Source organism: Pseudoclavibacter sp. CFCC 14310 (assembly GCF_008831165.1).
Taxonomy (GTDB): domain Bacteria; phylum Actinomycetota; class Actinomycetes; order Actinomycetales; family Microbacteriaceae; genus Pseudoclavibacter_A.
Genome location: NZ_WBKC01000001.1, coordinates 376,675 through 394,186 on the forward strand (window position 1 = coordinate 376,675; position 17,512 = coordinate 394,186).

Below are 17,512 nucleotides of genomic sequence, written 5' to 3' on the forward strand. Positions count from 1 at the left end.
TCGTGACGCGGCCGGATCAGGCCTCGACCAGCAGACGTGCTGGGTCGTGCAGCACCGCGGTGAGCAGGTTCAGCGCCTGCTGTGCCTTGGCGCCGTCGATGACGCGGTGGTCGGTCGTGAACGACAGCTGCAGCAGCTGCCCGACTTCGAGTTCGCCCTCGTCGTTGACGACCGGGCCCGGTTTTGCGCGCCCGACGCCCAGAATCGAGGTCTCAGGTGCGTTGAGGATCGGTGTGAACCAGCCGCCGCCGACGCTGCCGAGGTTGCTGATCGTGATCGACCCGTCGCCCATGTCGTTGGGGCCGAGCTTGCCGGCCTTCGCCTTCTCGGTGTTCTCGGCGATGCGCTGTGCCACCTCGAAGAGGCTCAGCCGGTCGGCATCGCGCACCACCGGCACGAACAGGCCGCGGTCGGTGTCGGTCGCAATGCCCACGTCGATGCGGTCGCGGTAGACGATCTCACCGGCGTCGAGGTCGAGCCGGGTGTTCAGATCGGGGAACTGCTTCAGCACGGCGACCAGCGCTTTGACGATGTAGGCGAGCGGCGTCAGATGGATGTCGCGTTCGACGGCGAGCTGCTTGTACGTCTTGCGATGTGCGAGCAGCGCAGAGATCTCGACCTCGGCGAAGAAGGTGACCGGCGGAATCTCGTGCGCCTTCGTGACGGCGTTCGCGGTGGCCTTGCGGATGCCGTTGAAGGGAGTGCGACGCTCGCCGCTGCCGTCGTAGGCCGGCGTGACGCTGACCTCGTCGGTCGGTGCGGCGGCTGCCTCGGGATGCGGCTCGGCGCTCGCGGCGACGGCCGGAGCCGACTCTGCATCCGCCGGCGCGGCGCGATGGCCGAAGACGGCGTCGACATCGGCACGCAGCACGTGACCGTGTGCCCCGGTGGGCACCACGGTCGACAGATCGACACCGTGTTCGCGGGCGTACAGGCGGACTGACGGCATCGCGAGCACCGGAGCGCCCTCGGCTGTCGGCGCTGCTGCGGGTTCGGCCGCGGGTGCGGCTGCAGCCGGTGCCGGGGATGCCGGAGCGGCGGGTGCCGCAGGTGCCGGTGCAGCGGGCGCGGGTGCGTTTGGCGCCTCGGGCTCGGCGGCATCCGCGGCTGGCGCCTCATCAGACGCGTCGGGCTCGTCTGGCGAGCCGTCATCGATGTCGATGATGACCTGGCCGACTTCGACGGTGTCGCCTTCTTTGAACTTCAGGCTCTTCACCGTGCCGCTGACCGGTGACGGCAGGTCGACGACCGACTTGTCGTTCTCGATCTCGACGAGGGTCTGATCAGTCTTGACCTCGTCGCCCTCTTTGACCTGCCAGGCTGAGATGACGCCCTCAGAGAGGCCCTCACCCAGCTCGGGCAGTTTGAACTTGAATGACATCTTGACAGTCCTTTCATTGCCCCGGTGGGGCCCGGCGTCTGCGCAGTCACACTGCGCAGACGCGCTTTGCAATCGACGTTTCGGCGCTGGTCGTGACCAGCGTGGGCAATCAGTAGGTCAGGGCCTCGCGGGCCTTGGCCTCGATGTCGGCGGCATTCGGAATCCAGTCGAGCTCGGCGGCGGCGAACGGATAGACCGAGTCGGGAGCCGCGACGCGCATGATCGGTGCCTCGAGGCTGAGGATGCGCTCTTCGGCGATGGCCGAGACCACCTGAGTTCCGACGCCGGCGATGCGCTGCGCCTCCTGCGCCACGACCACGCGGTGGGTCTTGTCGACGGAGGCGAAGATCGTGTCTGTGTCGATCGGCTGCAGCGAGATCAGGTCGATGACCTCTGCCTTGATGCCGTCGGCTGCCAGTGCGTCGGCCGCCTTGACGGCCTGCTGCACCATGGCGCCGTAGGCCACGATCGTCACGTCGGTGCCTTCGCGCACGACCTTCGCCGTGTCGAGTGCCACGCGGTACGGTTCTTCGGGCACATCGCCTTTGACCGAGCGATAGAGCTTCAGGTGCTCCATGAACAGCACCGGATCGTTGTTCTCGATCGCCGCGATGATCAGGCCCTTGGCATCGTAGGGATTGCTGGGGGTGACCACGCGCAGACCGGGAGTGCCGGTGAAGACATGCTCCAGGTTGTCGCTGTGCAGCTCGGCGGTGTGCGTGCCGCCGCCGTACGGGGTGCGCACGGTGATGGGCTGCGCGACCTTGCCGCCGAAGCGGAAGCGGTTGCGAGCCATCTGCGCGTTGAGCGAGTCGGCGGCTTCGAACGTGAACCCCATGAACTGGATCTCGGGGACGGGACGCCAGCCAGTGGCGGCCAGTCCGATCGAGAGTCCGAGGATGGCCGACTCGGCGAGCGGAGTGTCGAAGACGCGGTCTTCGCCGTACTTCGCCTGAAGGCCCTGCGTGGTGCGGAACACGCCGCCGTTCTTGCCGACGTCCTCACCGAAGATGAGGGTGCGGTCGTCTTCGGCGAGCGCCTGATCGAGTCCTTCAGTGATGGCTTTGATGTACGTCAGTTTTTTCGAGCTCATCTCACTCGGCCTCCTTCGCGGTGAATGCTTTGATCTGCTTGGCGACGCCCGGGGTGGGCACCTCGTAGGTGTTGCGCAGGAACTCTGCGACGGTCTGCTTCGGCGCTTTGTCTGCCTCTGCGAGCGCCTCACGGAACGACTTCTTGTACTGCTCGGTGAGGTCGCTCTCTTTCTCAGGGCTCCAGAGGCCGCGGGGAACGAGCAGGTCACGCAGACGGTTGAGCGGGTCACGCTCGATCCACGGCATCTCTTCATCGTGTGTGCGGTAGCGGCTCGGATCGTCGCCGGCGCTTGAGTGCGCTCCGAAGCGGTAGGTCAGAGTCTCGATCAGCACGGGGCCGTTGCCGGCGACCGCGTAGGCGCGGGCGGCGCGGGTCACGGCGTTGACCGCGAGAATGTCCATGCCATCGACCTGGACCGAGGGAATGCCTGCGGCGACGGCCTTCTGAGCGAGCGTGAGCGTATGGGTCTGCTTCGAACGCGGCACCGAAATCGCCCAGCCGTTGTTCTGGATGATGCCCACCAGCGGAGACTGGAACGCGCCGGCGAAGTTCAGTGCCTCGTAGAAGTCGCCTTGTGAGGTGGTTCCGTCGCCGCCGTATGCCAGAGCCACGTTCGGCTCGCCGTTCTTCTGGATGCCGAGGGCTGCTCCCGCAGCCTCGACGTACTGGGCGCCGATGATGATCTGCGGCATCCAGGCGCGGTGGCCTTCGGCCATCGCGTTGCCCTGCACGTGGCCGCGTGACCACAGATAGCCCTGAGCGGGTGTGATCGCACCGTGCTGAATGAGCTGGGGGAGGTCGCGGTACGCAGGGAAGAGGAAGTCCATGGGCTCGAAGGCGGTGATGGTGCCCATGTTACTGGCTTCTTCACCGAGAGTCGGGGCGTAGAAGCCGAGGCGACCCTGTCGGGAGAAGACGATCGTCTGTTCGTGCAGCGCACGCTCCCAGACCATCAGCTCGAGAAAGTGCACGAGCTCGTCTTCGCTGTAGGAGTCGAAAGTCTTCTGGTCGACCACGTTGCTGTTGCGGTCGAGCACGCTCACTGGGTGGTCGTACTCTTCGCCGAGGTTCTCGGCGATCGCCGCGAAGTCGACGATGGGTGTGGCCTCGTCGGTGGCCGGTGTGGCCTCAGGGCCATGAGGTGTGGTCATCATGCCTGTGGTTCCTTTCCTTGTTCATTGCTGCGGGTGCTCGACCGGAGTGCGAGCAGAGAATCGGTCGGTCATTCGACGGGGGCGGGTTTGCGGACCAAGAACAGGATCACCGCGCTGACCGCCAAGAACACGCTGCCGATCAGCAGCGAAGTGCCGAAAGTGATGATCTTCTGTGCCATCAGAATGTTGAAGATCAGCGTGATCAGGGCGCCGCTGGCGAAGCCCTGGTAGATCACGGAATAGTTCTTCGCCTGGTTGTTCTTGCCGAAGAACTCGCCGACGATGGTCGGGTAGATCGTGATGCAGCCGCCGAACGAGGCGCCGAAGAGCAGGAAGCCGACGATGTACAGCGCCGGCTGCGGCAGCCAGGCCAGACCCAAGACGAACGCGAAGACGGCGAGCACCGCGAGAGCCACGGCCACGATGAGGGTGCGCCGCACCCGGTCGGAGAGCCAGCCGAAGAAGAAACGACCGATCGTGTTGACCAGCCCGACCAGCGACACCAGCGTGATGGCCGTACCGATCAGGTACTTCGAAGGATCATCTGCCGCGATCGCGCCGTCACCCGCGTGCCCGATGATGAACAGGCCGGCGAAGCAGAACGCGGTGATGCCGAAGTACAGCAGGTAGGCCTGCGGGCGGCGAAGCATCTGCGGAATGGTGTATTCGTTGCTCGCGTGCGAGTGGTCTTTGGGGATCTCTGGGGCGTCTTTGAGCAGCAGCCCGCCGCCGCCGATGAGCACGATCACCGTGACCGCCCAGAGGATGAAACAGGTGGTGAGCCCGGCATAGCCGTTGTCGGCGCTGCCCAGCACGGGCGTGACGATGAACGGCAGGATCACAGCGGGCACGCCGTACGAGCCGACCGAGACGCCGGAGATCGCACCAGCTTTGTCGGGGTACCAGCGCAGGACGTTGGTCAGGCTGAGCAGATAGCCGATGCCGTCGGCGGCGCCGACGATGACGCCGGCGAAGATGTAGAGCATCCACAGGTTGGTGGCGAAGGCCGAGACGATCAGGCCGGCTCCGAGCACGATGCCGCAGGCGACCAGCACTTTACGCACGCCGAATCGATGCTGCAGCCATCCGATCAGCAGCGTCGACACCGACAGGCTGATCATCATGATCGAGAAGGTGATCGCGATGGGGAAGGTCTGCGTGCGATCGCCCGAGATGCGCTGCGCGAGAGCGGGATTCAGCACGCTCCAGGCGTAGACCGTGCCCAGGCCAAGCTGGGCGAGCACCGTGCCGAGCAGGACGCGACTCCGAGAACCGCCGGCACCGAGCGCGGCGGACGTCTGGGGCTTGAGTGTCTGGCTCATCGTCACTCCTTCGCAGAGCGAACCTGTGCGCAGCCATGTAGAAGACCATCGGTTTCAGTCTCACTCTGCGATCGGTTCTGATTCCACTCTACGTCTCTTTCCCCGACAGATGTCGGGGAGTCTGCATTGCGTTCAGACGTTGTTCATTCCTGACACGAAGCAGGTGCAGAAGATGTGCGCAGAGGGCTGGCGATGAGGCCGGGAAAGTGCCTATGCAGGGGAGGTGAAAGAAAGTAACGGCCGCCGAGTCTTGTCTGTGCAAGAACCGACGGCCGACTGTGGAGCTATGGGGAATTGAACCCCAGACCTCTTCATTGCGAACGAAGCGCTCTACCAACTGAGCTATAGCCCCGTGACCCTGACGGGCACCAGAAGATGCTACCACTTCTCAAGTGACGTCGCATCAGTCGAGATAGCGGTTGATCGTGATCATGGCGGTGCGATCGTCTGATGTGGCCGTCTCGGCCTCGCAGTCCGCGAGCCGTGCGGCGACGTCGGCCGCATCGACGCCGATGCCGATGAGCACGAGCTGCGTCTCGTCGACGAGCGGATGATTCGGCGACTGGCGCTGGCGGGCGAAACGCACGTGTGCGCCGACGCTCTGCACCTCGAGCGGATGCCGTGCCGCTCCCGGCCCCCGGGTGACGGTGAATCGGACGTGCCCTTTCAGGCGGTAGAGACCTGCCGGGCGGTGATAGAGGAGTTCGAGGAAGCGATGCGGGCTGAGCGGGCGGTCGGTGCGGAACGAGACGCTGGCGTACTGGTCGTGCAGGTGCGGGGGATGCCGGTCGTGAGCATGGCGTTCCAGGTTCTCGAAGGGCAGAGGCACCTGGCCGTATCGCGGCGGTTCGTGCCGGGCCCGGTCGAAGAGCAGCCGAGGATCGATCGTGCCGAACGTGGTCGGCAGCACCGGCGCACCTCGTGAGGAGTCGTCGAGCGTGCGCATGAGCTGGTCGAGGTCGGATGAGGACACCAGGTCTGCCTTGTTCAGCACGATCAGGTCGGCGATGCGGCCGTCCTGTGCGATCTGCGGGTGGCTGCGCAGCGTCTCGAGGTATTCGCCGGCGTCGACCATGAGAACGACGCCGGCGAATCTGACGCCGCGCGTGCTGCTGCGGCTGACGCGCAGAGCAAGGTTCGCCGGATCGGCCAAGCCGCTGGCCTCGATGACGACGGCGTCGATCTCGAGGCTCGGGTCGAGCAGCTGCTGCAGCATGTCGTCGATCTGACCGGCGTCGGTGACGCAGCAGAGGCACCCGCCGCCGAGCGTCACCATGGTGTCTACCGAGGCATCGACCAGCCAGCTGTCGACGGGGATGTCGCCGAAGTCGTTGATGATCACCCCGACGCGCACACCGAGTGCATTGTGCAGCAGCCCGTTCAGAAAGGTCGTCTTGCCACTGCCGAGAAAGCCGGCGAGCACGAAGACGGGAATCTGACGTGTGGGCATGGCAGCATCCTACGGCGATCGCAGCACGCCGAGAAACAGCATCAGCGCATCGACCATACGCTGTGCGCTCTCAGGTGTGAGATCGACGCCGAGGCCGTCGTCGGTGCTGCAGGTAAGGTAGGGGTCGGTGCCGCACTGGATCAGCCCGACCCAGCATTCGTGCCCGCGCGGCGTCGAGAGGACCTGTCCGTCGGTCATCAGCGTCTCGCGTACGACCAATGGCACGGGAACCATTGCGCTCATGTGCATCAGGTCGACCTCGAGGTCGTGCTGGTGGCTCTCGCCCAACACGCACCACGACGGGCAGTCGAGATGCAGTGCGTGGGCGTTCTCGAGAGGCCGCTGGTCGTGCGACGACGTGGCGGGAGCGTCGATCGAAGGGGCGTCGTCGGGCGTGGGCTCTGGGATGTCGTGTTCGTTCATGCGGCCAGTTCACCGGCAGGCGCTGACAGATCGGCACGTGGGTGGCCTCGGCCATCGAAGTGTGCACAGACGATGGTCGGTCGGTCGTCTGTGCAGAGTGCTCAGTCCAAGCGGATGTCGGGGTACTGGTCTGGAATGATGTCTTCGACGCGAACGTGCAGAGCGTTCGCCAGACAGATCAGGTTGATGAGCGTGAGGTTTGCAGGTCGACCGTCCTGGCCGCGCCCCTGCTCATAGCGCACATATGTGTAAGGAGCCATGCCTGCCTGAGCGGCGACGTACTCCTGACTGAAGCCGCGCTCTCGCCGCACCTGAGCGAGCAACAGCCCGAAGTCTGCCATGAAACGCTGCCAGTCCTGCTGCGCGTGAGCGGTCAGGCGGGCGTGACGGGGCATCCAAATAGGATGCAGCTCGCCTCGCCGCGGCATACCCTTGCAGACAAGGGGGAATGCGCAGACCGGCTTCGAGGCCTACGCTGTCTGTGTGAGCACCAATACCACTGCACCAGATGTGACCGCCGAAACCGACGTCGCCGCAGGCGAGAGCACGACGGTCTTCGCCGAGCTCGAGACGCCGCAGCAGCGAGCCGATCGGCTCTCGCGCGTCGGCACGGGCCCGGTGTGGATCATCACAGCGATCGTGCTCGACGCCGTCTCGATTCTGCTGTTCGCCTTCATCGGCGGTCGTGCGCACGCAGCCGACCCGAGCTTCCTGCATGTGCTCGAGGTGGCCTGGCCGTTCCTGCTGAGCGCGTTCGTCGGGTGGGTCTGGACGCACGCCTGGCGTCGCCCGCTCGACCTCTCGCACACCGCTGCGCCGATCTGGCTGTTCACCCTCGTCGGGGGCGTGCTGCTGCGCGGCCTCACGCTGCACGGCGTCGCCTTCGGATTCGTGATCGTCACCGGCACGGTGCTCGCCGTCTTCATGTTCGGCTGGCGAGCCATTCTGCGGTCGTTCGCTCGACGCTCAGCCGGCTGGCGTCGCTGACCTGCTGAGGTCGACCACGATCGGTCGATGATCGCTCGCGGTGACTCGCTGGCCGGAGATCGGCCAGAGGCCTCTGACCTGCCACTGATCGGTCGTGTATGCACGATCGATCGGCGCTCCCAGCCATGCCGGCAGCACGCTCGGCCAGGTGCCTCCTGTGGCCGACCCCTGCGTGTCTGAGCCCGGCGCCCGGCACGAGCCCAGCGTCGGCCCGATGTTCGCGTCGGTGCCGTTGAAGTCGCCGACGATGACGGCCTCGCCGCTGTCGCACCATGAGCCGAGCCACCCCAGGTGTGCCCGCCAGATCTGGGCTTGTTCCACGGCGAAGCCCGGCTGCTGCGCATGCGCCACCACGATGGTCGGCCCTTGGCCGTTGACCGGTTTGGCGGCGACTCCCGGACGCACCGACTGCGAAGTGTCGTCGACGACGCGGTACCTGCCCAGCTTCGAGCTGATCAGCACCGACGACGGCCATGCGCTGTCGCTGCCCTGCGCGGGAAGCACTCGCATGTCGAGACCGTCTGCTGCGAGCTGGTCGGCCAGGGCGTGCGCTTCGCTGGGGGTCGTCTCTGGGAGCGCGATGACCTGCGGCGAGACCTGCTGAGCGAGGGCTGCAACGTCGTCGATCGAATCGGCTGAGCCGCCCACGTTCCAGCTGAGCACGCGCAGGCCATCAGCGGATGCCGAGGGCAGGCTGGCGACGTCGAAAGCGCGCGGCGGGGCGGTCAGGCGCGGCGAGAGCCATGGCACCGAGGCGAGGGCGACGGCGAGCACGCAGACCAGCGTCAGCATCCGTGCGCGACGGTGCAGCAGCGAGGTGATCAGCAGCAGCAGGCCGATCAGAGCGAGGGCGGCGAGCCACGGCGCGGGCATCGCGAAGAACTGTGCGAAGCCGATCTGCTGGCCGAGGTGCGCGGGCAGCCAGGCGAGGGCTCCGAGCAGCGTCAACACGACGAGCGCCCAGAGCACCGTCACGAGACGACGCATGTGCGGCCTTCCCTCTCATCGCACGGCCGGGCTGCTGAGAGAACAGTACAGTTGAGAGCGTGCCGCACGCTCAACCCATGTTAGCGATGCGCGCCACGTTCGGGTGTCGAGTGCGCCTCCCGTACCTGTGAATCCGCTGAACACTCTGACAGGAGAACCACCCGTGCCCGATCTGCCCAAACTGGTCGCCTTCGATCTCGATGACACACTCGCGCCCTCGAAGTCGCGCGTGCCGGAATCGATGGCGCAGGTGCTGCGCCGGCTGCTCGACCGCACCCAGGTGTGTGTGATCTCGGGTGGCAACATCGGGCAGTTCCAGGCTCAAGTCATCGATGCGCTCGAGGCCGCCGGCGGCACCGACGACGAACTCGACCGGCTGCACCTGATGCCGACCTGTGGAACGCGCTACCACCGGCATGCAGGCGGCGCCTGGCACGAGGTGTACGCGCAGGATCTCAGCGCCGACGAGAAGGCGGCCGCCGAGCGTGCGCTGACCGAGCAGGCGAAACGGCTCGGACTGTGGGAGTCGAAGACGTGGGGGCCGATCATCGAAGATCGCGGGTCACAGATCACCTTCTCAGCGTTGGGGCAGCAGGCGCCGGTCGAGGCCAAGCAGACGTGGGATCCGACCGGCGAGCGCAAAGACGGGCTGCGACGTGCGGTGCAGGCCGTGCTGCCCGACCTCGAGGTGCGGGCGGGGGGCACCACGTCGATCGACATCACGCGGCGCGGCATCGACAAGGCGTATGGCATCCGGCAGCTCGCCGAACAGACCGGCATCGGCCTCGACGAGATGCTCTTCTTCGGTGACAAGCTCCATGAAGACGGCAATGACTACCCCGTGCGGGCTCTGGGAGTGGAGTCGGTCGAGGTGACCGGCTGGCCCGATACGGAGCAGCGTCTGCGACACCTGTTGGGGCTGTAGAAAATCGTTCTCGTGGCGTGTCGCACCCGCTTGGCGCACGCGATCCGCGTCATTCCGCGGCAGAACGCCATCGTGGTAATTACATTGGTGTTACACATCATCTAGTGGTGGCTTGCGTGGCCCGCCACTAGATGTAGTATCGACTCATATCTGCTGCGGCAGGCGCTCCAAGAGAGGGATCATCGAGAGCGCAGCTGCCCAGAACACTGAGAAGACACCGATTCGAACTGCCGCTGAGGGCGAGTGCGAGTCTGAAGAATGGAGACGAAAGATGTCAGTCACGGTCTACAGCAAGCCAGCATGCGTGCAGTGCAACGCGACCTACCGCGCTCTCGATAAGCGTGGCATCGACTACACCGTCGTCGACATCACCGAAGACGCCGCTGCGCTCGCCCAGGTCAAGGAGCTCGGCTACATGCAGGCGCCGGTCGTCGTGACCGATGGCGGTCACTGGTCGGGCTTCCGCCCCGACAAGATCGACGCGCTCGCAGCATCCGCCGTCGCAAGCCTGGCTTGAGACCGAGGCTGAGAACCATCTTGGACACCACGCACCCCGGCTCCGGAAGCGGCGAGAACAGCCAGCTCGACTACCACGCGCTCAACGCGATGCTGAACCTGTATGACGAGCAGGGACACATTCAGTTCGACAAAGACCACGAGGCGGCTCGGCAGTACTTTCTGCAGCACGTGAACCAGAACACGGTCTTCTTCCATGACCTGGAAGAGAAGATCGAGTATCTGATCGAGAACGAGTACTACGAGAAAGAGTTCCTCGACCTCTACCCGTGGCAGTTCGTCAAAGACCTGTTCAAACGGGCCTATGGCTACAAGTTCCGCTTTCCGACCTTCTTGGGTGCGTTCAAGTACTACACGAGCTACACGCTCAAGACCTTCGACGGCAAGCGCTATCTCGAGCGTTTCGAAGACCGCGTCACGATCGTGAGCCTCTACCTGGCAGCAGGCGACCAGGAGCTCGCGACGCATCTGGTCGACGAGATCGTCTCGGGCCGGTTCCAGCCGGCGACGCCGACGTTCCTCAACGCGGGCAAGAAGCAGCGCGGCGAACTCGTCAGCTGCTTTCTGCTGCGCATCGAAGACAACATGGAGTCGATCGGCCGTTCGATCAACTCGGCGCTGCAGCTCTCGAAGCGCGGCGGCGGCGTGGCCTTCCTGCTGTCGAACATTCGCGAGTCGGGTGCGCCGATCAAGCACATCGAGAACCAGTCGTCGGGTGTCATCCCGATCATGAAGCTGCTCGAAGACTCGTTCAGCTACGCGAACCAGCTCGGTGCGCGTCAGGGCGCCGGTGCGGTGTACATCAACGCACACCACCCCGACATCTATCGGTTCCTCGACACCAAGCGTGAGAACGCCGACGAGAAGATCCGCATCAAGACCCTCTCGCTCGGCGTGGTCATTCCCGACATCACGTTCGAGCTGGCCAAGCGCAACGAAGACATGTACCTCTTCAGCCCCTACGACGTCGAGCGCGTCACGGGCAAGGCGTTCGCCGACCTGTCGGTCAGCGAGCACTACTACGAGTGGGTCGACGACTCCCGTATTCGCAAGACGAAGATCAGTGCCCGCGAGTTCTTCCAGACGCTCGCCGAGATCCAGTTCGAGTCGGGCTACCCGTACATCCTGTTCGAAGACACGGCCAACCGGGCGAACCCGATCAAGGGCCGCATCAACATGTCGAACCTCTGCAGCGAGATTCTGCAGGTCAACGAACCCAGCCAGTACGACGAAGATCTGTCATACGCCCAGATCGGCAAAGACATCTCGTGCAACCTCGGTTCGCTGAACATCGCGAAAACGATGGACTCCGAAGACTTCGGTACCACCGTCGAGACCGCCATCCGCGGTCTCACCGCGGTCAGCGACCACAGTCACATCCACTCGGTGCCGTCGATCGAGGCGGGCAACGACCGCAGCCATGCGATCGGCCTCGGGCAGATGAACCTGCACGGCTACCTCGCTCGTGAGCGCGTCTTCTACGGCAGCGAAGAGGGCGTCGACTTCACGAACATCTACTTCTACACGGTGCTCTACCACGCACTGCGCACATCGAACCAGATCGCCATCGAGCGCGGCGAGCGCTTCGACGGCTTCGACGAGTCGAAGTACGCCAGCGGAGCGTTCTTCGACAAGTACATCGAGCAGGAGTGGAAGCCCACGACGCAGCGCGGCCGCGAGCTGTTCGAACAGGCCGGCGTGCGCATCCCCACACAGGACGACTGGCGCGAGCTCAAGGCGAGCGTGCAGGAGCACGGCATCTACAACCAGAACCTGCAGGCGGTGCCGCCGACCGGCTCGATCAGCTACATCAACAACTCGACCTCGTCGATTCACCCGATCGCCTCGAAGATCGAGATTCGCAAAGAGGGCAAGATCGGTCGCGTCTACTACCCGGCGCCGTTTATGACGAACGACAACCTGGAGTACTACCAGGATGCCTACGAGGTCGGCTACGAGAAGATCATCGACACCTATGCCGCGGCGACGCAGCACGTCGATCAGGGGCTGTCGCTCACACTGTTCTTCAAAGACACCGCGACCACCCGTGATCTGAACAAAGCCCAGATCTACGCATGGCGCAAGGGCATCAAGACGCTCTATTACATCCGTCTGCGCCAGATGGCGCTGGAGGGCACCGAGGTCGAGGGCTGCGTCAGCTGCATGTTGTAACGCAGATGTGACTGTTTGGCTGCGGCAGTCGGCTCAGGTCGATTGATGCGACTAGTCTCAGGAGGAGTCCCCGTTTCTGCGAGGGCTCCTCTTGTCTGCTGCCGTGACCGCGATTTTCATTCTGAGGGAGAGAGATGTCTGCACCGAAGCTCAAGCTCGTCGACCGGGTCGACGCGATCAACTGGAATCGCATTGAAGACGACAAAGACCTCGAAGTCTGGCAGCGTCTGACCGGCAACTTCTGGCTGCCTGAGAAGGTGCCGCTCTCGAACGACATCCAGTCGTGGGCCACGCTCACCGAGGCTGAGAAGACGCTCACCATGCGTGTGTTCACTGGCCTCACCCTGCTCGACACGATTCAGGGCACGGTCGGTGCGGTCTCGCTGATTCCCGACTCGATCACCCCGCACGAAGAGGCGGTGTACACGAACATCGCGTTCATGGAGAGCGTGCACGCGAAGTCGTACTCGTCGATCTTCTCGACGCTGTGCAACACGCCTGACATCGACGATGCCTTCCGCTGGTCGGTCGACAACCAGAACCTGCAGCGCAAGGCCGCGATCGTGCTCGAGTACTACCGCGGTGACGACCCGCTCAAACGCAAGGTGGCCTCGACGCTGCTCGAGTCGTTCCTGTTCTACTCCGGCTTCTACCTGCCCATGTACTGGTCGAGCCATGCGAAGCTCACGAACACGGCCGATCTGATCCGCCTGATCATTCGTGACGAGGCGGTGCACGGCTACTACATCGGCTACAAGTTTCAGAAGGGGCTCGAGGCGGTCGATCAGGCCAAGCGCGACGAGCTCAAGGAGTACACGTTCTCGCTGATGTACGACCTGTACGACAACGAGGTCGAGTACACGCAAGATCTCTACGACGAGGCCGGGCTCACCGAAGACGTCAAGCGCTTCTTGCACTACAACGCGAACAAGGCGCTGATGAACCTCGGCTACGAGCCGATGTTCCCGTCATCGGTCACCAACGTGAGCCCGGCGATTCTCTCGGCGCTGTCGCCGAACGCCGACGAGAACCACGACTTCTTCTCTGGCTCGGGCTCGTCATATGTGATTGGCAAGGCCGTCAACACCGAAGACGACGACTGGGATTTCTAATCTGACCCGGCACAGCGGTAGGTGCTGAGCTCTGTCTGCTGGAGCGCACCTGCGCCGATTGCACTCTGCCTGCAGGGATTGGACGAAATCGGCCGGTTTGCGAGTGATCGCGGTAGAGAGCGAGTGATCCGCGCAGGTGGGCTGTGCGCCCTCGCGAGAATCGACACCCCGGCATTCCTGAGCTCTCGATGCAGCAGGGGGCAGGCGGGTTGAGGTTGGGGCTCTCGCTGACACCGACGCTGAGAACAAACCTTTGTGCACCTCGGATTCAGCCACCCCTGCTGCAGTCTCCCACTACAGCTGCTCACGCGTCGCGGCGCGCTTGACCTTGACGCGGCCGTGCTGCGGCCTCGATCTGCTGCCTCCACGCATTCGCTATTGGCCGTGGTGTGCGGTTCCAGGTGGCGTTGGAAGCGGGCGCTGGGTGCGAGCGGATGAGGCACTCCGGTCGCAAGGTATATTGTTTACTAAGTTAGGTAAATCAAGTCAGCGACCTTCACTGACGCCTTTTCACGCGATGAGGCTGCGTACGCAGGTTCGGGGTGCGCCACCAACGCCTTCTCGCCATGATCGGAGCTTTCGATGGAGCAGAACACCGCTGTGCCCTATGCCTCGCCTGCAAGCGCAGCAGGGGCGCCGTTCGTCTCCCAGCCGCAGCGATACGACGGCATTCTTCTTGCCGGCTTCGGAGGCCCCGAAGGGCAGGAAGACGTCATCCCGTTTCTCAGAAACGTGACGCGCGGTCGCGGCATTCCAGAAGAACGGCTTGAAGAGGTCGCCCACCATTACCGTCGCTTCGGCGGCATCAGCCCGATCAACGCACAGAACCGAGCACTGAAGAAGGCGCTCGAGCGCGAGCTGGCGGCGCGAGGCATCGACCTGCCCGTGTACTGGGGCAACCGCAACTGGGCACCGTATCTGACTGAAGCGGTACGCGAGGCGGATGCGGCAGGCGACCATCGACTCCTGGCGCTCGCCACGAGTGCCTACAGCTCGTTCTCAAGCTGCCGTCAGTACCGAGAAGACTTCGCTCGTGCGCTCGAAGAGACCGGCCTCGCCGAGACCATGACGATCGACAAGATTCGTCAGTTCTTCGATCACCCGGGCTTCGTCGACTCATTCGTTCCGAGCGTTCTGTCTGCTCTGCAGAGGTTCCGCGACGATGGAACCGACGTCGAACACATGCGTGTGCTCTTCACCACCCACTCGATTCCTCTCGTCGACGCGCAGCGGTCGGGGCCACGAGATGCAGACTTCGGCCCGGGTGGCGCGTATGAGGCACAGCACCGGGCGGTGGCCGCAGCGGTGATGCGTCGCGTCGGCGATCAGAATGCGATGCTCAAAGACGTGAGCTGGGAGCTCGTCTACCAATCTCGATCAGGGCCCGCGGCGCAGCCCTGGCTGGAGCCGGACGTCTGCGACCGCATCGCCGAGCTGCCGGGCGAGTCGGTCGAGGCCATCGCGATCTCGCCCATCGGATTCGTCAGCGACCACATGGAGGTGCTCTGGGACCTCGACACCGAGGCACTCGAAGCGGCGTCAGAGGCCGGCCTTCGCGCCGTGCGAACGGATACTCCCGGCACCGCTCACACACAGGTGACCGGCATCGTCGACCTCATCGAAGAACGCATGTCGGCGGTCGATCCGGCTGATCGCCCGTCTGCCACCGCGCTCGGACCGTGGTTCGACGTGTGTCGGCCAGGCTGCTGCGAGAACGTCAGAGCGGGGTTCAAACGTGCTGCCGCAGGCGTCGCGCCGTGAGTGCAGCCGTCGTCGTGAAGCGTCCGCAGAGGCGCATTCCGCTGTTCGGCTGAGGGCCGTGACCGCCGATCGCGGCGTGTAACGTGGTGGAGGCAGGATGCCCTTCGGACGCGTCGAGGGTCGGCGCGTCGCTGCGAGACAGGATGAGGATTTCTGATGGCGACACACGGACTGATCATCGACCACCCCGGGCTCCCGACCGTTCCCGACCAGCGCGCGGCCCTCGACGACGCCCAGGTCAGCCAGTGCACAGAGATCGCACCACGCACGCAGGAAGACTGGCACTACCGCATTCGCGAGGCGCTGGAGACCTTCGACGCGGACGACACCGCGGTGGTCTCAGAACTCTGCGTACTCGGTCTGAACGCGGTGAGCCTGCTCGACAGTCTTGAGGCCGTCAGCGCGAGCCACGTGCGCTTCGTCTCGCTCGGGGAGGGCATCGACACCGCTGAGGATCCCCGCTTTCTGGCGCACGCCAAGACCATCAGCAACGCGCTCGAGGCCGGCAGGCTCGCGCAGGCGCGCACCATCATCGACCGCGCGAAGCATCGAGACGCGGTGACTCCGCCCAAAGCCGACTTCGTCGATCGCGACCTCTGGGAGGCCACGGCCGCTGAGACCATCGAGGACTGACTCAGGAAAGCGGGAGACCATGTCGCCGAACCAGTCGCAGCGTCTGAACGCCGAAGCGCTCGAGAAGTTCTCGTCGAACGCGCAGCGCAGACTGGACGCCGCCCGGCTGCAGGGCCGTGTGATCGATCAGTCTGACAAGGTCGCGGTCGACGGCTGGCTCGGCGCCATGGAGCGCGGTTTTCTCGATGCGCTGCCGCCGACACCGCGCATGCGTCGAGAGCTGCGCGACACGTTGGTCGGCAGCCGCATCATCGGCATCTACGACGAGGCTCTCAGCGTCGAGGTCGATTCTGCCGATCAGAGTGATCGCGAAATCGACGAAGACCCGACTGACGAAGAGGCCATGCACAGCGCGATCGCGGCATCGCCGGCGGGCACCGCCCAAGGGTGGCCGACCGGTCTCACGCTTGTCGGTGGCGCATCGGTGGATGCCTGGGCGATTTCTGCTGTGACGGTCGCCGGCACGCATCGTCGGCGGGGCATCGCCCGAGCCATGATCACGGATCAGCTGGACGCAGCGATCGCGAGCGGAGCATCCACCGCTGTGTTGACCGCAACCGAAGGCGGCATCTACGGGAGATTCGGATTCGGCCCGGCCACACGCTCGACGACGCTGCGCTTCGATCCGAGACGAGTCTCATGGCGCGACCAGGCAGACGACGATATGACTGTGCAGCTGGTCGCGCCGCAGACTCTGCGCGCCGAGGCGCCGCAGGTGTTCGAACGTGCGCGGAATGCCGGAGACATCGGCAGATGTGACGTGTGGTGGCAGCAGGCGCTGCGCGTCTTCTCGCTGCGGCTGTTCAACCACGGTGACTCAGGCACCACGCTTGCGCTGCGCGTCGACTCTGCCACGACTGGGCGACTTGAAGGCTTCGCCCTGTACCGAGTCTCCGGCGGCGAGGAGCACGGCCGTCTGGTGGTCGACGAGGTCTGTGCTGCAGATCCCGCTGCCGAGGCGGCGCTCTGGCACCATCTGCTCTCGACCGATCTCGTCGGTGAGGTCTCTGCCCGCAGCCAGCCGGTCGATTTCCTGCTGCCGTGGCTGCTGAACGATCCGCGGGCGGTCGCGGCGAAGCAGACCAGCGACTCGCTCTGGGTGCGTGTGCTCGATGTCTGTTCAGCGCTTGCAGCACGGTCGTGGTCGCGCAGCCCGGCCGGAACTCGGCTGCAGCTGCGCGTCGGCGACGCGTTGGGCTATGCCGACGGAGACTATCTGCTGCAGGTCGACGATCTGGGCGCAGGCACCGTCGAACGCCTGCGCAGCGCCGCGACGACGGACGCTTCGGTGCCGACGCTGGAACTGGACGTCGCCGACCTGGGGTCGCTGCTCTTCGGATACACCTCGGCGAGCCTGCTGGCTGGTGCCGGGCGAGCCCGTGGGCTGGGCCAATGCGAGGCGGAGACCTTGGCCCTGGCCGATGACCTGTTCTCGACCGCCCGTGCGCCGCACCTGCGCACACCCTTCTGAGGTCTGACCACAGAGGGGAGGCGCCAGCCCGATCGCGGGCGACGGAACCTCGACAGCGCTGGCGCACACGTGCGTGAAGACGTGGTGACGATTCGCCGCACACGATGCAAAAGACGGGCATAC

16 protein-coding genes and 1 tRNA gene are annotated in these 17,512 nt (G+C 64.7%); 8 read left to right on the forward strand and 9 right to left on the reverse strand.

What is annotated here, in order from left to right; translation table 11 throughout:
• Positions 1-16: 16 nt before the first annotated feature.
• The 8 genes from F8O06_RS01705 to F8O06_RS01740 all read right to left on the reverse strand — a co-directional run bounded on the left by F8O06_RS01705 (position 17) and on the right by F8O06_RS01740 (position 7,220).
• Positions 17-1,381: a dihydrolipoamide acetyltransferase family protein gene (locus F8O06_RS01705; protein WP_158037172.1), complete on the reverse strand. Its 1,365-nt coding sequence runs from the start codon at positions 1,379-1,381 to the stop codon at positions 17-19.
• Positions 1,382-1,490: 109 nt separating this feature from the next.
• On the reverse strand, positions 1,491-2,474 hold the full coding sequence (locus F8O06_RS01710) for an alpha-ketoacid dehydrogenase subunit beta (protein ID WP_158030204.1): 984 nt from the start codon (positions 2,472-2,474) through the stop codon (positions 1,491-1,493).
• 1 nt (position 2,475) lies between these two features.
• Complete coding sequence (locus tag F8O06_RS01715; protein WP_225733324.1) at positions 2,476-3,630, reverse strand: thiamine pyrophosphate-dependent dehydrogenase E1 component subunit alpha; 1,155 nt, start codon at positions 3,628-3,630, stop codon at positions 2,476-2,478.
• Positions 3,631-3,698: 68 nt separating this feature from the next.
• On the reverse strand, positions 3,699-4,952 hold the full coding sequence (locus tag F8O06_RS01720) for an MFS transporter (RefSeq protein WP_158037173.1): 1,254 nt from the start codon (positions 4,950-4,952) through the stop codon (positions 3,699-3,701).
• Between the two features lie 279 nt (positions 4,953-5,231).
• A tRNA-Ala gene (locus F8O06_RS01725) sits at positions 5,232-5,304 on the reverse strand.
• A 51-nt stretch (positions 5,305-5,355) separates the two neighbouring features.
• On the reverse strand, positions 5,356-6,402 hold the full coding sequence (locus F8O06_RS01730) for a CobW family GTP-binding protein (protein WP_158037174.1): 1,047 nt from the start codon (positions 6,400-6,402) through the stop codon (positions 5,356-5,358).
• A 9-nt stretch (positions 6,403-6,411) separates the two neighbouring features.
• On the reverse strand, positions 6,412-6,825 hold the full coding sequence (locus tag F8O06_RS01735) for a DUF6907 domain-containing protein (RefSeq protein ID WP_158037175.1): 414 nt from the start codon (positions 6,823-6,825) through the stop codon (positions 6,412-6,414).
• A gap of 101 nt (positions 6,826-6,926) precedes the next feature.
• A complete protein-coding gene (locus tag F8O06_RS01740; protein ID WP_192496794.1) occupies positions 6,927-7,220 on the reverse strand; it encodes a helix-turn-helix domain-containing protein in 294 nt (97 codons plus the stop codon).
• 88 nt (positions 7,221-7,308) lie between these two features.
• Here F8O06_RS01740 and F8O06_RS01745 point away from each other — a divergent pair, with 88 nt between their 5' ends.
• Positions 7,309-7,812: a DUF3054 domain-containing protein gene (locus tag F8O06_RS01745; protein ID WP_192496795.1), complete on the forward strand. Its 504-nt coding sequence runs from the start codon at positions 7,309-7,311 to the stop codon at positions 7,810-7,812.
• Here F8O06_RS01745 and F8O06_RS01750 read toward each other — a convergent pair.
• The gene (locus F8O06_RS01750; protein WP_158037178.1) at positions 7,792-8,799 is read right to left on the reverse strand and encodes an endonuclease/exonuclease/phosphatase family protein; all 1,008 of its coding nucleotides are present in this window, start codon (positions 8,797-8,799) and stop codon (positions 7,792-7,794) included. The two genes, F8O06_RS01745 and F8O06_RS01750, sit on opposite strands and share 21 nt — an antisense overlap.
• A gap of 163 nt (positions 8,800-8,962) precedes the next feature.
• Here F8O06_RS01750 and F8O06_RS01755 point away from each other — a divergent pair, with 163 nt between their 5' ends.
• The 7 genes from F8O06_RS01755 (at position 8,963) to F8O06_RS01785 (ending at position 17,389) form a co-directional block, all read left to right on the forward strand.
• Complete coding sequence (locus tag F8O06_RS01755) at positions 8,963-9,724, forward strand: HAD-IIB family hydrolase (protein ID WP_158037179.1); 762 nt, start codon at positions 8,963-8,965, stop codon at positions 9,722-9,724.
• A gap of 271 nt (positions 9,725-9,995) precedes the next feature.
• A complete protein-coding gene (nrdH, locus tag F8O06_RS01760; protein ID WP_158037180.1) occupies positions 9,996-10,241 on the forward strand; it encodes a glutaredoxin-like protein NrdH in 246 nt (81 codons plus the stop codon).
• A gap of 20 nt (positions 10,242-10,261) precedes the next feature.
• Positions 10,262-12,412 (forward strand): class 1b ribonucleoside-diphosphate reductase subunit alpha, encoded by a 2,151-nt coding sequence (gene nrdE / locus F8O06_RS01765; RefSeq protein ID WP_225733325.1) that lies wholly within the window; start codon positions 10,262-10,264, stop codon positions 12,410-12,412.
• A 134-nt stretch (positions 12,413-12,546) separates the two neighbouring features.
• Complete coding sequence (gene nrdF / locus F8O06_RS01770) at positions 12,547-13,524, forward strand: class 1b ribonucleoside-diphosphate reductase subunit beta (RefSeq protein WP_158037181.1); 978 nt, start codon at positions 12,547-12,549, stop codon at positions 13,522-13,524.
• 582 nt (positions 13,525-14,106) lie between these two features.
• A complete protein-coding gene (locus tag F8O06_RS01775) occupies positions 14,107-15,285 on the forward strand; it encodes a ferrochelatase (RefSeq protein ID WP_158037182.1) in 1,179 nt (392 codons plus the stop codon).
• A 156-nt stretch (positions 15,286-15,441) separates the two neighbouring features.
• Positions 15,442-15,918, forward strand: a complete 477-nt coding sequence (locus tag F8O06_RS01780) for a hypothetical protein (RefSeq protein ID WP_158037183.1) — start codon at positions 15,442-15,444, stop codon at positions 15,916-15,918.
• Positions 15,919-15,937: 19 nt separating this feature from the next.
• On the forward strand, positions 15,938-17,389 hold the full coding sequence (locus F8O06_RS01785; protein ID WP_158037184.1) for a GNAT family N-acetyltransferase: 1,452 nt from the start codon (positions 15,938-15,940) through the stop codon (positions 17,387-17,389).
• The last annotated feature ends 123 nt before the right edge of the window (positions 17,390-17,512 follow it).

Coding starts and splice junctions, on each gene's coding strand:
- F8O06_RS01780 (WP_158037183.1), top strand. CDS start 15,442: ATGGCGACACACGGACTGATCATCGACCACCCCGGGCTCCCGACCGTT.
- F8O06_RS01740 (WP_192496794.1), bottom strand. CDS start 7,220: ATGCCCCGTCACGCCCGCCTGACCGCTCACGCGCAGCAGGACTGGCAG.
- F8O06_RS01715 (WP_225733324.1), bottom strand. CDS start 3,630: ATGATGACCACACCTCATGGCCCTGAGGCCACACCGGCCACCGACGAG.
- F8O06_RS01705 (WP_158037172.1), bottom strand. CDS start 1,381: ATGTCATTCAAGTTCAAACTGCCCGAGCTGGGTGAGGGCCTCTCTGAG.
- F8O06_RS01775 (WP_158037182.1), top strand. CDS start 14,107: ATGGAGCAGAACACCGCTGTGCCCTATGCCTCGCCTGCAAGCGCAGCA.
- nrdF (WP_158037181.1), top strand. CDS start 12,547: ATGTCTGCACCGAAGCTCAAGCTCGTCGACCGGGTCGACGCGATCAAC.
- F8O06_RS01720 (WP_158037173.1), bottom strand. CDS start 4,952: ATGAGCCAGACACTCAAGCCCCAGACGTCCGCCGCGCTCGGTGCCGGC.
- F8O06_RS01735 (WP_158037175.1), bottom strand. CDS start 6,825: ATGAACGAACACGACATCCCAGAGCCCACGCCCGACGACGCCCCTTCG.
- F8O06_RS01785 (WP_158037184.1), top strand. CDS start 15,938: ATGTCGCCGAACCAGTCGCAGCGTCTGAACGCCGAAGCGCTCGAGAAG.
- nrdH (WP_158037180.1), top strand. CDS start 9,996: ATGTCAGTCACGGTCTACAGCAAGCCAGCATGCGTGCAGTGCAACGCG.
- F8O06_RS01730 (WP_158037174.1), bottom strand. CDS start 6,402: ATGCCCACACGTCAGATTCCCGTCTTCGTGCTCGCCGGCTTTCTCGGC.
- F8O06_RS01750 (WP_158037178.1), bottom strand. CDS start 8,799: ATGCGTCGTCTCGTGACGGTGCTCTGGGCGCTCGTCGTGTTGACGCTG.
- F8O06_RS01710 (WP_158030204.1), bottom strand. CDS start 2,474: ATGAGCTCGAAAAAACTGACGTACATCAAAGCCATCACTGAAGGACTC.